We start from the raw sequence: 15051 nt of genomic DNA on the forward strand, positions 1-15051 counted from the left end.
CTGAGCTAGTGTCGCATGATTAATCGCTAAAGCGTTTAATCGTAATGTGGTTGCGGGAGCAGGATTTGAACCTACGACCTTCGGGTTATGAGCCCGACGAGCTACCATGCTGCTCCATCCCGCGTCCGGATGTCATTATTCAAAGCATAATGAGAGCTTATTAAATTGGAGCGACACACGAGGTTCGAACTCGTGACCTCAACCTTGGCAAGGTTGCGCTCTACCAGCTGAGCTAGTGTCGCATGCTTGTATTGCAACAAGTAAATTGGTTGCGGGAGCAGGATTTGAACCTACGACCTTCGGGTTATGAGCCCGACGAGCTACCATGCTGCTCCATCCCGCGTCCGATTTATATTCACCGTTAAGTACGGTAACAACTATTGTCTTACAGTCAGTGACTATAAAACCAATTTGGAGCGACACACGAGGTTCCCGATCTTCGAGGAGCTAAGCGTGACCTCAACCTTGGTAAGGTTGCGCTCTACCARCTTTACCTGTGTTTCACTTTCTCACCACTTTCGTCATGAGATTCAAATTGGAGCGACACACGAGGTTCGAACTCGTGACCTCAACCTTGGCAAGGTTGCGCTCTACCAGCTGAGCTAGTGTCGCATGCTTGTATTTCAACAAGTAAATTGGTTGCGGGAGCAGGATTTGAACCTACGACCTTCGGGTTATGAGCCCGACGAGCTACCATGCTGCTCCATCCCGCGTCCGATTTATATTCACCGTTAAGTACGGTAACAACTATTGTCTTACAGTCAGTGACTATAAAACCAATTTGGAGCGACACACGAGGTTCCCGATCTTCGAGGAGCTAGGCGTGACCTCAACCTTGGTAAGGTTGCGCTCTACCAGCTTTACCTGTGTTTCACTTTCTCACCACTTTCGTCATGAGATTCAAATTGGAGCGACACACGAGGTTCGAACTCGTGACCTCAACCTTGGCAAGGTTGCGCTCTACCAGCTGAGCTAGTGTCGCATGATTAATCGCTAAAGCGTTTAATCGTAATGTGGTTGCGGGAGCAGGATTTGAACCTACGACCTTCGGGTTATGAGCCCGACGAGCTACCATGCTGCTCCATCCCGCGTCCGGATGTCATTATTCAAGCATAATGAGAGCTTATAAAATTGGAGCGACACACGAGGTTCCCGATCTTCGAGGAGCTAGGCGTGACCTCAACCTTGGTAAGGTTGCGTTCTACCAGCTTTACCTGTGTTTCACTTTCTCACCACTTTCGCCATGAGATTCAATTTGGAGCGACACACGAGGTTCGAACTCGTGACCTCAACCTTGGCAAGGTTGCGCTCTACCAGCTGAGCTAGTGTCGCATGATTAATCGCTAAAGCGTTTAATCGTAATGTGGTTGCGGGAGCAGGATTTGAACCTACGACCTTCGGGTTATGAGCCCGACGAGCTACCATGCTGCTCCATCCCGCGTCCGGATGTCATTATTCAAAGCATAATGAGAGCTTATTAAATTGGAGCGACACACGAGGTTCCCGATCTTCGAGGAGCTAGGCGTGACCTCAACCTTGGTAAGGTTGCGTTCTACCAGCTTTACCTGTGCTTCACTTTCTCACCACTTTCGTCATGAGATTCAATTTGGAGCGACACACGAGGTTCGAACTCGTGACCTCAACCTTGGCAAGGTTGCGCTCTACCAGCTGAGCTAGTGTCGCATATTCTCTATCGAGAATGGAAAGGCCTTTCACCTTTCGATAACTGCTAAAGCAATTACCTACAAATTGGAGCGACACACGAGGTTCGAACTCGTGACCTCAACCTTGGCAAGGTTGCGCTCTACCAGCTGAGCTAGTGTCGCATATTCTCTATCGAGAATGGAAAGGTCTTTCACCTTTCGATAACCGCTAAAGCCATTATCTACAAATTGGAGCGACACACGAGGTTCGAACTCGTGACCTCAACCTTGGCAAGGTTGCGCTCTACCAGCTGAGCTAGTGTCGCATACTTGTATTTCAACAAGTGATTGGTTGCGGGAGCAGGATTTGAACCTACGACCTTCGGGTTATGAGCCCGACGAGCTACCATGCTGCTCCATCCCGCGTCCGATTTTATCGAAAGAAAATAAACACGTTATTGTCTTCGAGGCTGCGCATTATACGAGGAAAATTGGCGGATGCAACACTTCTCACAAAAAAACTGTCTTCATCACGCCAAGTGATTATTTTACAATCAGATATTGAAAATATGCTCACGATAATAGCGCAGTTCAGCAATCGAGTCACGGATGTCATCAAGCGCTAGGTGGCTACCTTTCTTAGAAAAACCATCAAGTAACTCTGGTTGCCAACGGCGAGTCAGCTCTTTTAACGTGCTCACATCAAGATAACGGTAATGAAAATACTGCTCTAACTCAGGCATATGCTTATACAAAAAGCGACGGTCTTGACCAATGCTGTTACCACAGATTGGGGATACACCTTTCGGTACCCATTGCTCCAAAAAGGCAATGGTTTCGCGGATGGCATCTTCTTCAGTCAATTTACTCTGGCGAATACGCTCCACAAGGCCACTTCCTGTGTGCGTGTTGGTACACCAATCATCCATTTTATCAAGTTCAGATTCTGGTTGATGAATCGCAAGTGTTGGGCCTTCTGCTAAAATATTTAACTGGGCATCCGTCACTATGGTCGCGATTTCAATGATTTTATGCGTTTCTGGATCCAGACCTGTCATTTCAAGATCGATCCAAATTAAATTCTGATCGCTGATTGTCATTGGATTATTGCCTATTTTGTGACTAAACCATGTATCATACTTGGCTTATACCGAAAGCCAACCAATACAGAACGATAATCTTGTGGCCAAAAAGAAAAAGCTGACTAAAGGACAGAGCCGACGTGTTCGCTCAAACCAAGACAAACGACTGAAACGCGAAAAAAATGATGTCCAGTGGGACGAAGCCCTGCTGGAATCCGCTCGTGAAGGGCTTGTGATCACGCGTTTCGGCCAACATGCTGATGTTGAAGATCCTGAAACAGGTACGATCCATCGCTGTAATTTACGTCGAAGCATCCAAAGCCTAGTTTCTGGTGACCGTGTTGTTTGGCGCCCAGGCGTTGAAACTCTGCATGGGATTTCCGGCGTTGTTGAAGCCGTGCATGAACGAAAGTCTATGCTGACTCGGCCAGATTACTATGATGGTGTAAAAGCGGTAGCGGCTAACGTTAACCGTATTATCATCGTTTCAGCCGTTTTACCTGAGCTATCACTTAATATCATCGACCGCTACTTAATTGCAGCCGAGACTGTCGGTATCGAGCCTTTAATTGTCCTGAATAAAGTCGATTTATTGAGTGACGAAGAACGTAAACAAGTCGAAGAAACCTTATCGCTTTACCAAGACATTGGTTATGAGTTGCGTTATGTCAGCTCTACAACCGGTGAAGGTATGGAATCGCTCAAGCTTGATCTGAAAGACCACATTAACATCTTTGCCGGTCAATCAGGTGTAGGGAAATCCAGTATGGTGAATACCCTAATGCCAGAAGTCGACGCAGAAATCGGTGATGTCTCGGAAAACTCAGGGCTAGGCCAACACACCACAACCGCGGCACGTTTATACCACTTCCCAGAAGGCGGTGATTTAATCGATTCACCAGGGGTACGTGAATTTGGTTTATGGCACCTAGAGCCAGAGCAAGTCACAAATGCTTTTGTTGAATTTAGAGAGTACCTTGGCGGGTGTAAATTCCGTGACTGTAAACATGGAAACGATCCTGGTTGTTTGATCCGTGAAGCAATGCAAGACGGAAAAATCACCCGTGAGCGCTACGATAGCTATCATAAGATCATTGAAAGCATGTCTGAGAATGTCGCTAACCGTCAGTTCTCTCGTAATAAAGTTGATTAACATCCAATGCCTCTGCTTTATACAGAGGCATTTCCTAGCTTCATCCCAATGACATGCTTACCTTACTTTTCACTTCATCGCATTTAATTGCTGACTGATTTAACTGACTTTAGAAAATACTTTCGGTATTATTATCGGTTCGAGTTATTATTTGTTTGTTAAGACAAGTAACTAGACTGTTGATTAATTGACACTTTCTGGAAAATATACTGTGCTAGATAACCTCAAAATCGGCCTGCAATACTGCACACCGAAACATGCGTTAACCCGCTTAGTTGGCAAAATTGCAGCTTTTGAAGGTGGTAAATTCACCACTGCAATTATTCGTTGGTTCATCAACCAATACAAAATTGATATGTCTGAAGCGCGTAATCCAGATCCAGCAGCCTACCCGACATTCAATCAGTTCTTTGTTCGCGAACTTAAAGATGGCGCTCGTCCAATTAATGGTGACGACAACATCATTTCACACCCAGCAGATGCTTGTGTGAGCCAGTTAGGTCCGATTAAAGAAGGTCGCCTATTCCAAGCTAAAGGTCATTACTTTGATGCGTGCGAACTGCTAGGCGGTGATAAAGCACTGGCCGAAGAGTTCATCGATGGTGAGTTTGCCACCCTGTATCTCTCACCGCGTGATTACCACCGTGTGCACATGCCATGTGATGGCACCTTACGTCAGATGATTTACGTACCCGGTGATTTATTCTCAGTTAATCCATTAACGGCCGAGAACGTACCTAACCTATTTGCCCGTAACGAACGTGTTGTATGTATCTTTGATACCGAGCACGGCCCAGTTGCACAGGTGCTAGTTGGTGCAACTATCGTCGGTAGCATCGAAACGGTATGGGCTGGAACAGTCACACCGCCTACAGGCCCTGCTGTTCGTCGTTGGGATTACCCAGCAACAGGCGATAATGCTGTTGTTCTGAAAAAAGGTGAAGAGATGGGCCGCTTTAAACTGGGCTCAACGGTAATCAACTTGTTCCCGAAAGACATGATCCATTTTGTCGAAGATATGAAGCCACTTCAGAGCACGCGCATGGGCCAACCTTATGCTGAACTGAAAAAGTCTTAAACGACTAACCAGTTAACATTTCTGAACAAAAGGAACGCAGCGCGTTCCTTTTTTCGTACCAAAAATTGACCTTACCAACGGATTTTTTTTGGTCAAATAGTATGCTGATTTGTAATCTCATTATAAAAAGCAAACCAACATTACTATGAAAAATTTATCAGTCTCACAGCTCATACGGCTATTTATTGCATTTGGTATCCCGCTCGGTATTTTAATGATGCCCATCGATGCCATCCCCATTGATGATTTAACCCTAGTCCAACACCGTCTTCTTGCTATTTTCGCTCTCGCTGCACTCCTTTGGGTTTTAGAACCCGTTCCCGTTTTCGCTACATCCATTCTTATCATCGCCCTTGAATTGATCATGATCTCAGATAAAGGTTTGCATTTATTTCGTACGCCACCAGCTGGGCATGAAATGGGCGAGATGATGAAATACACCGATATTTTTGGCGCTTTCTCTTCACCGATCATCATTCTTTTTATGGGGGGATTTGCCCTCGCAATCGCCGCATCGAAATATGAACTCGATAATAATTTAGCTAGAGTGCTCCTCAAGCCTTTCGGCCATCAACCTAAGTTCATCATGCTTGGGTTAATGCTTATCACCGCGGTGTTTTCCATGTTCATGTCTAACACCGCCACCACAGTCATGATGTTGGCATTACTAGCCCCTATTGTTGCGTCGGTGCCTAAGGGGGATATAGGCATTAAAGCGTTAGTTTTATGTATTCCCATTGCCGCCAACACCGGCGGTATTGCCACGCCAATAGGCACACCACCCAATGCTATCGCCCTGCAATATTTAACAGGAGAGCACAGTATTAGCTTTCTTGGTTGGATGATGATGGGTTTGCCTTTTGTGATCGTTCAACTAGCATTTGCATGGTGGCTATTACAAAAAATGTTCCCATCAAGCCAGCAAGAAATGATTTTAAAGCTCGACGGTAAATTTCAAAAAAGCTGGCAAGCTATCGTGGTGTATATCACATTCGCTTTAACCATCATTATGTGGATGACTACCTCGTTACATGGCATGAATACCTATGTTGTATCGATTATTCCACTGGCAGTCTTCACCCTTACCGGCATTATGGGCAAAGACGAATTGAAGTTAATTAACTGGGATGTGCTCTGGTTAGTCGCTGGGGGGATCGCTATTGGCTTAGCACTGGATAAAACAGGGCTTGCCGCTGCTTTAGCCCATGCGATTGATTATGATGCGCTCTCACCTGTTGCCGTCGTGTTTACCCTTTCCATACTTTGTTGGCTAATGGCTAACTTTATGTCGAATACTGCTACCGCAAACTTATTAATGCCTATCGCTGCCGCGGTTGCCACTTCCATGGAAAGCTTGGCGTCAATGGGAGGCTTGCAAGGTGTCTTGGTCGTTGTCGCTTTCTCAGCTTCACTTGGGATGATCTTACCCGTCTCAACACCACCCAACTCCTTGGCGTATTCCACAGGCCTTATTGAAAGTAAAGATATGGCAAAAACAGGTCTTATTGTTGGCTTACTCGGTCTAGTGATTGTTTATATAGGCGCACTCATTTTGACCTAAATGCAAATTTCACTATGCATTGAATATAAAAAGAGGCTGTCTAACAGCCTCTTTTTAATATATCTATTGATTAAAACTTATACGTTACACCTAAGTTCAACGAGCTAATACCGTAGGTGACATCTTCGGTAACCGTTGAACCGAAAAGACTATATTGTGTTTGGATGCCAAAATAATCCATTTCATACCCTAAACGAAAAGCTAAACCATTAAGCATAGCTGGAGCATATTCAAGGCCAACACCGGCACGTAAAGCAATGCCTTGATCATCAACTAACGTTTCCTTTGACTCATTAAGATTAATCGATGATAAACCAATCAAACCGTAGGGACGTAAACCGTTATCAAACGTATATCCAAGGTTAGCTGTTACCGCCGTTGATGACGCTGACCATGTATTCTTGTCTGCAGGGAGAGTAATATCACCGTAACGCGTGTACTGCGCTTCGATACCTACAATACGGTTAAACTGATAACCGCCAATAAACTTATAACTTGAACCATCAGCGTTAATACTAATATCACTACTGGCATCAACCCCTGTTGAACCAATAGCACCACCAACATAGAAGCCACTTGTTTTAACGTCTGCCTGAGCAACTGAAACAGCAGAAAGGCTTAATGCTGCGAATAATAACGCATTTAATTTCATGAAAATGTCCTGATTATTTTTTTAATAAGAGAGTAACGTCATCAATAATTAAAGCGACGTGTTAATACCAAGCCGCAATAAATAGAGATTTATTTAATAAAAAATGAGTTGGATTTATATTTAGATATACATGAACTCATTGTAAATAAGATGCCTTTAAGCACTTTTTATAAATTTTCCACATGCGTTTTATCTCAACCTCATTCTCTCCGAATACGCACCACGGTTAAAGGTGCTGAAATAACACTCGAAGGAAACATAGCAAAGGTTCATTTCCGTTGAACAGCGAGTTGTAGCGAGATAGGCAAGTTTACCGATTGAACTCACCGAGCCATGGCTGCGCCATCATATATGAGAATATGTGATTAGCAATTAAGTGCTTGCATTTATAGATAACGATCACAATTATCGAATCAAACATCGGCACTTTGTACCTTTTATGCGCTTTATCATTAATGAAATGAGATATCAGTCGATAACCTTAACAAACAAAAATAATTCTACTCTTTTGCGGTTGACGCAATGGAATAGCGAAAATAACCAGAGAGTCTGCGATGAAACATACGATCAAGTTTAAAATTCAGGTGGCTATCGCCATCATTATAGCCTCGGTAAGCGCCGTTCAAGCTTGGATCTCCATTAGCCAACTAAAAACTGAAACCACCAAACAGGTCTACGGTCAGATGATGGATATCGGCCAAGCCACCAGCAGCTACATCGCTGATTGGCTAGAAACTCGTGGTGATATGCTACTAGCAAATGAAAGCCTCATTAATACCAATAGTGATGTTGACCGTGAACTATTAGTTACTAAACGCGCGGGTAACTTCCTGTCGGTATACGCGGGGTTCACCGATGGCCGTATCGCTTTTGGTGATAAGACTGAAGATTGGCCAGCCGATTACGACCCTCGCACTCGCCCTTGGTACCGTGATGCGATTAACGCAGGTAAAACGGTAATAACGGAACCTTACCAAGATTTCGATGGCAGCATAGTGGTCAGCCTTGCTAAATCATTCCAAGGCCAATACAGCGGTGTTTTAGCTGCCGACTTAACCATTACCAACATTATTAAAGAAGTGCTTAACCTAAATATTGATAACGCTGGCTACGCATTCTTAGTGGATGGTGAAAATCGCATTGTGGCTTACCGCGATGAAAGTTTAAGTCAGCAACCACTGACTCAACTCGATAATGAATTAACCGCAGATATGATCCGCAAACTTGCCAACGAGCAGAAAGTTGAAACTATCTACCAAGATAGCGAAGGGCTCAGTAAGTTGATTTTCGTCACCCCGATTGCAGGGACAACCTGGGCTCTGGGTATTGTGCAAGACGAAGGTTTAGCTTTTGCGTCAATTAGCCAGCAAATGAAGTTTGTTCTGATTGCATCAATCATTCTATATATTGTCATTGCCGCTATCGCGACTTACATCATTACCAGCCTATTACGCCCACTTACAGAGTTAAGCAAATCGGTTGAGCAATTAGCACAAGGCAGCGGTGATCTGACCCAACGCATTGAAATCAAGCGCATGGATGAGATTGGTGAATTAGCCGAGAACATGAATAGTTTCCTTGGTCAGCTACAAATGATGATCAAAGGCATCGTCAGCCAGTCAATGAACCTAAGCCAATATGCTGAACAATCGGCAGAACAAGCTGAACAAGCATCATTGAAAGTGTCTGACCAACAAAATGATGTAAATCAGATTGCAACTGCGATTCATGAAATGTCAGCGACCTCAGCCGAAGTGGCCAGTCATGCAGAAATGACCGCATCAGCAGCACAGGCCTCTACTGAAGCCTGTGAATCTGGTAAGCACGTGATCAGCCAAAACCGTGAAGCAATCACCTCGCTAGCCAACCAAGTGCAAGATGCGGCAAACGTTATTCATGAACTAGAAAGCAACGCACAAAATATCAACCAAATCCTCTCCACTATTCAGGGCATTGCAGAGCAAACCAACTTACTGGCATTGAATGCCGCTATCGAAGCTGCGCGAGCTGGTGAACAAGGTCGTGGCTTTGCCGTGGTTGCCGATGAAGTACGGGTATTAAGCAAACGTACTCATGATTCGACTGAAGAAATCCGTAGCATGATTGATACCTTGCAGCAAAACACTCGCCAAGCAGTCGATAGCATGCAATCAAGTACAGAATTGGCAGGACAAAGTGTCGATTATGCAGGAGCAGCAAGTGATAGCTTGAATCAAATCACTCAAACCATCACAGAGATCTCGGACATGGCCTCACAAATTGCCAGCGCAGCCGAAGAGCAACGTGCTGTAAGCGAAGATATCAGCCGTAATACCCAAGCAATCAAAGATGTCTCGGATCATCTGTCTGTACAAACCGCAGAAGTGAGCAGCAGCGCCCGTGACATGAACGCCTCAGCGGAAGCTATGCGCAGTGATGTGTCGCGCTTCAAAGTGTAATGCGCAATAGCCAATAAAACATATTGCTGTTACGCTCATCAAACGCCGAAGCCTTGCTTCGGCGTTTTTTTTAAGCTCTCAGCTAGCCTCTCTGATACCAACTCATCTGACACTACCCACCTAACAACGCAAATGATAACCACTTGCATTTAACACCTGAATTGCTTATAGTTTCTTCAGCTTGACGAATAAGATGCCTTGAAATCCTAACTTGCCCTTATCCGCTTCATCTTCATGAATCATTTTGTGAAGAAGCTACCTAAACCAACAACTAGCTGTTCCCCCACTTTCTGATGAGTGAAAGTGAAGCTATTTAGCCGTTTGGTAATCGGGTCACTCACCTCGATGACATCGTATTATCAAAAAAGCAGTATTAGTATGGTGCTTGGTCGCCCTCATACGATAAAAAAGCGCGATATTCGTATCGCGCTTTTGTCGTTGGATCACTTTGGGCGGTATAGTTTGATCAATTAAGCAATATCGATCGGAAACGCCGTTACTTGATCAATATGATCCTCACCTATTGCCAGCATGATCAACCGATCGATGCCTAAGGCAACACCAGCACAATCAGGGAAGCCCGCCCGTAGCGCGTTGACCAAATGCATGTCAATTGGCTGTGGTTTAAGCCCCATAGTGACACGCTTGGCGTTATCTTCTTCAAATCGCGCCAATTGTTCATCACCATTCGACAGCTCATGAAAACCATTGGCGAGCTCAATACCTTTGAAATACACCTCAAAGCGCTCTGCAACACGCACATCATTGGGGTTTATCTGCGCTAACGCCGCTTGTGATGCTGGAAAATCATAGACAAAAGCGGGCGCATTTAAGCCAATCTTAGCTTCAACACCCACACTAAATAGCAGCTGTAATAGCGTATCGCGGTCCTGTTCAGGATCAGCAATATCGGCTAAACCTAGTTCTCGCGCCGCCGCTTTTAATTCAGCCATCGACCCTTCAAGAGGACATACATTCAGCACCGACAAAAATGCAGCTTGGTAGGTCATGCGGGTTGCGGCCGAACATTGCAAAATCAACTGCAACAACTCATCCATCTCATCCATCAGTTGGTGGTGATCAAAATCAGGACGATACCACTCTAACATGGAGAATTCAGGGTTATGGTAGCGTCCTGACTCTTCGTTACGAAATGACTTACAAATCTGATAGATAGCACCACTTCCAGCAGCAAGTAAACGCTTCATATGAAACTCAGGGCTAGTCATTAAATATAACATCTGCCCTTGCGCGTACCCCGGCCCCACAAACTCAGTCTTAAAAGTGTGCAGGTGTACATCCGTGACAGTTGCTTGACTCATTGCTGGCGTATCAACTTCTAATACATCACGCCCTGCAAAGAAATCTCGTATGGTTTTAAGAAGAGCCGCACGCTGCTTTAACTTGCTGATAGAGGCTGTCGGTTGCCAAGTCATGGGGGATCACCGTTGAAAGGAATTGATAAAGAGTTGTCAGTTTACCAAACCTATTGGATTGAAACCTAGCGTAACTCACCAGAACACCACCGTGTTTATCAGAGCGTTATTTTATTTTTCCGATTAAAAAACCACGAGGAGTTATGAAAAATCATGAATAAAAAGTTAAGCTGACGATCATCATCGTTACATAACCAATACATCAACACAACGTCATTAAACACAACTTAGCAACCAAATTATCATTATATGCACATTACCACTTAGTAACCGTAGCGGAAGCATTGATAAACTTTTTATTTTTAAATACTTGGCTGCAATATATGAAACACACTAGCAACACGCCACAAACAACTAAAACAATTTAAAACAGTTAATTAATATTTATAAGTAATGACAAGTTGTGACAATAATCACAAAAAATGTAATCAACCTATACTTTTGGGCTATTTCGGTGAAAAAGCTGCGTCTAAATCAAATTTTCATGAAGATTTGTTTCATAGAATAGTCATCAGGATTTCAAGGATAAGTGCGTACTACGCACTTTTTTTAATTTTATCGTCTTACCTTCGGAGGATAGCTGTGAAGACTATTACCACAGATATCGCTGTAATCGGTGCAGGTGGCGCAGGCCTACGTGCTGCCATCGCTGCTGCAGAAGCAAACCCAAACTTAGAGATCGCACTGATTTCTAAAGTTTACCCAATGCGCTCACACACAGTAGCTGCAGAAGGTGGCTCCGCTGCCGTCATCAAGGATGAGGATAGCTTAGACAATCACTTCAACGATACCGTTGGTGGTGGTGACTGGCTATGTGAACAGGACGTTGTTGAATATTTCGTAGAAAACGCGACTCGCGAGATGACCCAACTAGAACAATGGGGTTGTCCTTGGAGCCGTAAAGAAAACGGTGACGTGAATGTTCGTCGTTTTGGTGGTATGAAAGTTGAGCGTACATGGTTCGCAGCCGACAAAACTGGCTTCCACATGCTACACACGCTATTCCAAACGTCTATCAAGTACACGCAAATCAACCGCTTCGACGAATACTTCGTGGTTGATCTACTGGTAGAAGACGGTGAAGTACAGGGTCTTGTTGCTATTCACATGGCTGAAGGCGAACTGATCTGTATTAAAGCAAAATCTGTTGTACTAGCAACAGGTGGTGCAGGCCGCGTTTACAACTGTAATACCAATGGCGGTATCGTAACAGGTGATGGCATGGCGATGGCGTTCCGCCACGGTGTACCACTACGTGATATGGAATTCGTTCAGTACCACCCAACTGGCCTACCAGGCACAGGTATCCTGATGACCGAAGGTTGTCGTGGTGAAGGCGGTATCATGCTGAACAAAAACGGCTACCGTTACCTGCAAGACTACGGCATGGGCCCTGAAACTCCAATCGGCCAGCCTAAAAACAAATACATGGAACTGGGTCCACGTGACAAAGTTTCTCAAGCGTTCTGGCACGAGATGCAAAAAGGCAACACCATCAAACACCCACTGGGCGATGTTGTTCACCTTGACTTGCGCCACCTAGGTAAAGAATACCTACACGAACGTCTACCATTCATCTGTGAGCTTTCAAAAGCATACGTAAACGTTGACCCTGCGGAAGAGCCAATTCCAATTCGTCCAACCGTTCACTACACCATGGGTGGTATCGAAACAGACAAGAACAATGAAACACGCATCAAAGGCCTATACGCTGTTGGTGAATGTTCATCTGTTGGTCTTCACGGTGCAAACCGTCTGGGTTCTAACTCACTGGCAGAACTTGTTGTATTCGGCCGCTTAGCGGGTGAAGGCGCAGCAAAACGTGCAGAAGAATTCAAAGGTTGGAACGACGAGGCTATCGCACAACAAGTTGCTGCGGTTCAAGCGCGTATCGATACGCTTCTTTCTCAAGAAGGTGACGAGAACTGGGCTGATATCCGTACTGAAATGGGTCACTCCATGGAAGCAGGTTGTGGTATCTACCGCCAAGAAGATCTGATGCAAGCGACTGTCGACAAACTTGCCGAGCTTCGTGAGCGTTACAAAAAAATCAGCATTAAAGACAAAGGCAAAGTATTCAACACTGATCTGCTATACGCAATTGAAGTGGGTTACGGCCTTGAAGTTGCAGAAGCAATGGCTCACTCAGCAATTCTTCGTCGCGAATCACGTGGTGCACACCAACGTCTAGACGACAACTGCACAGAACGTGATGACGTGAACTTCCTGAAACACTCGCTAGCATTCTACAACGGTGATAAAGCACCTCGTATCGAATACAGCGACGTGAAAATCACTAAGTCTCAGCCTAAAGCGCGTCTATACGGTGCAGCGGCAGAAGAAGCAGCGGCGGCGGAAGCAGCAGCTGAAGCGAAGAAAGCAGAGGAGCAGGCATAATGTCAGGCAATCGTATCCAAAAAGTTGAAATCCTGCGTTATGACCCAGCAAAAGACGCAGAACCGTACTTTGAAATGTTTGAAGTACCGTTTAACGAAACTATGTCAGTACTTGATGCGCTAGGTTACATCAAAGATAACCTAGACAAAGATCTGGCTTACCGTTGGTCTTGCCGTATGGCGATCTGTGGTTCTTGCGGCATGATGGTTAACAAGGTACCAAAACTGGCTTGTAAAACCTTCTTACGTGATTACCCAAATGGTCTAAAAATCGAAGCACTGTCTAACTTTGCTATCGAGAAAGACTTAATTGTTGATATGACACCGTTCATCGAGCGTCTAGAAGCAATCAAGCCTTACATCATTGGTAACGATCGTACACCAGAAGATGGCCCGAACAACCAAACACCAGAGCAAATGGCGAAATACAAGCAATTTGCTGGCTGTATCAACTGTGGTCTTTGCTACGCAGCATGTCCTCAGTTTGGTTTGAACCCAGAGTTCATTGGTCCTGCGGCGCTAACACTGGCACACCGTTACAACCTAGATAGCCGTGATAACGGCGCTGATGAGCGTATGAAGCTTATCAACGGCGAAAATGGCGCATGGGGTTGTACGTTTGTGGGTTACTGTTCTGAAGTTTGTCCGAAGAGCGTTGATCCAGCGGCAGCAGTTAACCAAGGCAAAGTAGAATCTTCTAAAGATTTCGTTATTGCCATGATTAAGCCTCAGGAGGCATAAGGATGAGCAACCGTAAACCTTACGTTCGTGAAATGACACGTACATGGTGGAAAGATCACCCTTTCTACCGCTTCTACATGGTTCGTGAAGCAACAATTTTACCGTTAATCTTCTTCACTATCTGCCTGACTTTTGGTCTAGGTAGCCTAGTGAAAGGCCCTGAAGCATGGGCAACCTGGTTAAGCTTTATGTCTAACCCTGTTGTTGTTGTGCTGAACATCCTCGCTCTTGCGGGCAGCTTGTTCCACGCACAAACATTCTTCAGCATGATGCCTCAAGTAATGCCGATTAAAATCAAAGGCAAAACACTTGATAAGAAAATTGTTGTGCTAGCACAGTGGGCCGCTGTTGCAGCTATCTCACTATTCGTTCTAGTACTAGTTTAAGGAGAACCACGTGGTCAATCTAAATCCTAAACGTTCTGACGAGCCAGTATGGTGGGGTCTGTTCGGTGCTGGTGGTACTTGGTTCGCAATGCTAACACCAGTAACAGTGCTTGTTCTGGGTATCATGGTGCCGCTAGGCATGATCGATGCAGAAGCAATGAGCTACGAGCGCGTCACAGGCTTTGTAACTAGCATCATTGGTGCGCTATTCACTATCGCGACATTAGCACTGCCAATGTGGCATGCAATGCACCGTTTACACCACGGTATGCATGACCTGAAATTCCACACAGGCGTTGCTGGTAAAATTGCGTGTTACGCAACAGCATTCCTAGTGTCTGCGCTGGCTGTTATCTTTGTCTTCATGATCTAATCATCAAGATAACCCAGCCTCAAAAAACACCGCTTCGGCGGTGTTTTTTTATGCCTACTCACTGCGATTTTAATCAACCACCTAAATCCACGATCGCCAGATACAAAAAAGG

Annotated in this window: 11 protein-coding genes and 13 tRNA genes; 8 read left to right on the plus strand and 16 right to left on the minus strand. The window is 45.0% G+C overall.

The features are described from left to right. Positions 1 to 47: 47 nt before the first annotated feature. The 14 genes from L4C35_RS09325 to orn form a co-directional block, all read right to left on the minus strand. A tRNA-Met gene (locus L4C35_RS09325) sits at positions 48 to 124 on the minus strand. Between the two features lie 42 nt (positions 125 to 166). Then, positions 167 to 242 (minus strand) — tRNA-Gly (locus tag L4C35_RS09330). Positions 243 to 266: 24 nt separating this feature from the next. Further along, positions 267 to 343: transfer RNA gene (locus tag L4C35_RS09335), tRNA-Met, on the minus strand. Positions 344 to 536: 193 nt separating this feature from the next. Beyond that, positions 537 to 612: transfer RNA gene (locus L4C35_RS09340), tRNA-Gly, on the minus strand. A gap of 24 nt (positions 613 to 636) precedes the next feature. Further along, positions 637 to 713: transfer RNA gene (locus L4C35_RS09345), tRNA-Met, on the minus strand. A gap of 193 nt (positions 714 to 906) precedes the next feature. Next, a tRNA-Gly gene (locus L4C35_RS09350) sits at positions 907 to 982 on the minus strand. 32 nt (positions 983 to 1014) lie between these two features. After that, positions 1015 to 1091 (minus strand) — tRNA-Met (locus tag L4C35_RS09355). Positions 1092 to 1256: 165 nt separating this feature from the next. Further along, a tRNA-Gly gene (locus L4C35_RS09360) sits at positions 1257 to 1332 on the minus strand. Between the two features lie 32 nt (positions 1333 to 1364). Continuing rightward, positions 1365 to 1441: transfer RNA gene (locus tag L4C35_RS09365), tRNA-Met, on the minus strand. A gap of 166 nt (positions 1442 to 1607) precedes the next feature. Continuing rightward, positions 1608 to 1683 (minus strand) — tRNA-Gly (locus L4C35_RS09370). Between the two features lie 67 nt (positions 1684 to 1750). Beyond that, positions 1751 to 1826, minus strand: a tRNA-Gly gene (locus tag L4C35_RS09375). 67 nt (positions 1827 to 1893) lie between these two features. Beyond that, positions 1894 to 1969, minus strand: a tRNA-Gly gene (locus L4C35_RS09380). A 23-nt stretch (positions 1970 to 1992) separates the two neighbouring features. Continuing rightward, a tRNA-Met gene (locus tag L4C35_RS09385) sits at positions 1993 to 2069 on the minus strand. 128 nt (positions 2070 to 2197) lie between these two features. Further along, the gene (gene orn, locus L4C35_RS09390) at positions 2198 to 2743 is read right to left on the minus strand and encodes an oligoribonuclease (RefSeq protein WP_048899887.1); all 546 of its coding nucleotides are present in this window, start codon (positions 2741 to 2743) and stop codon (positions 2198 to 2200) included. Positions 2744 to 2825: 82 nt separating this feature from the next. Here orn and rsgA point away from each other — a divergent pair, with 82 nt between their 5' ends. The 3 genes from rsgA (at position 2826) to L4C35_RS09405 (ending at position 6517) form a co-directional block, all read left to right on the plus strand. After that, positions 2826 to 3878: a small ribosomal subunit biogenesis GTPase RsgA gene (gene rsgA / locus L4C35_RS09395; protein WP_048899886.1), complete on the plus strand. Its 1053-nt coding sequence runs from the start codon at positions 2826 to 2828 to the stop codon at positions 3876 to 3878. Positions 3879 to 4089: 211 nt separating this feature from the next. Continuing rightward, the gene (gene asd / locus L4C35_RS09400; protein ID WP_428462630.1) at positions 4090 to 4956 is read left to right on the plus strand and encodes an archaetidylserine decarboxylase; all 867 of its coding nucleotides are present in this window, start codon (positions 4090 to 4092) and stop codon (positions 4954 to 4956) included. 145 nt (positions 4957 to 5101) lie between these two features. Continuing rightward, positions 5102 to 6517, plus strand: a complete 1416-nt coding sequence (locus tag L4C35_RS09405) for an SLC13 family permease (RefSeq protein ID WP_428462631.1) — start codon at positions 5102 to 5104, stop codon at positions 6515 to 6517. Positions 6518 to 6587: 70 nt separating this feature from the next. Here the strand turns inward: L4C35_RS09405 and L4C35_RS09410 are convergent, their stop codons facing one another. Continuing rightward, positions 6588 to 7169, minus strand: a complete 582-nt coding sequence (locus tag L4C35_RS09410) for a porin family protein (protein ID WP_048899883.1) — start codon at positions 7167 to 7169, stop codon at positions 6588 to 6590. A gap of 554 nt (positions 7170 to 7723) precedes the next feature. On the opposite strand from L4C35_RS09410, the gene L4C35_RS09415 reads away from it, so the two are divergent. Continuing rightward, positions 7724 to 9607 (plus strand): methyl-accepting chemotaxis protein, encoded by a 1884-nt coding sequence (locus L4C35_RS09415; protein WP_428462632.1) that lies wholly within the window; start codon positions 7724 to 7726, stop codon positions 9605 to 9607. Between the two features lie 470 nt (positions 9608 to 10077). On the opposite strand, the gene epmA is transcribed toward L4C35_RS09415, so the two are convergent. Beyond that, positions 10078 to 11043: an elongation factor P--(R)-beta-lysine ligase gene (gene epmA / locus L4C35_RS09420; protein WP_428462633.1), complete on the minus strand. Its 966-nt coding sequence runs from the start codon at positions 11041 to 11043 to the stop codon at positions 10078 to 10080. Between the two features lie 582 nt (positions 11044 to 11625). Here epmA and frdA point away from each other — a divergent pair. From frdA to frdD, 4 genes are read left to right on the plus strand one after another with little or no spacing between them, the layout of a single operon-like run. Beyond that, positions 11626 to 13440, plus strand: a complete 1815-nt coding sequence (gene frdA / locus L4C35_RS09425) for a fumarate reductase (quinol) flavoprotein subunit (protein ID WP_428462634.1) — start codon at positions 11626 to 11628, stop codon at positions 13438 to 13440. Beyond that, positions 13440 to 14180, plus strand: coding sequence for a succinate dehydrogenase/fumarate reductase iron-sulfur subunit (locus tag L4C35_RS09430; RefSeq protein WP_094958446.1), 741 nt, complete (start codon positions 13440 to 13442; stop codon positions 14178 to 14180). The genes frdA and L4C35_RS09430 overlap by 1 nt, the downstream gene beginning before the upstream one ends. A gap of 2 nt (positions 14181 to 14182) precedes the next feature. Continuing rightward, the gene (gene frdC / locus L4C35_RS09435; protein WP_048899878.1) at positions 14183 to 14566 is read left to right on the plus strand and encodes a fumarate reductase subunit FrdC; all 384 of its coding nucleotides are present in this window, start codon (positions 14183 to 14185) and stop codon (positions 14564 to 14566) included. Between the two features lie 10 nt (positions 14567 to 14576). Further along, a complete protein-coding gene (gene frdD / locus L4C35_RS09440) occupies positions 14577 to 14939 on the plus strand; it encodes a fumarate reductase subunit FrdD (RefSeq protein ID WP_048899877.1) in 363 nt (120 codons plus the stop codon). Positions 14940 to 15051: the final 112 nt, after the last annotated feature.

This window comes from Photobacterium kagoshimensis (assembly GCF_050337045.1).
GTDB lineage: Bacteria > Pseudomonadota > Gammaproteobacteria > Enterobacterales > Vibrionaceae > Photobacterium > Photobacterium kagoshimensis.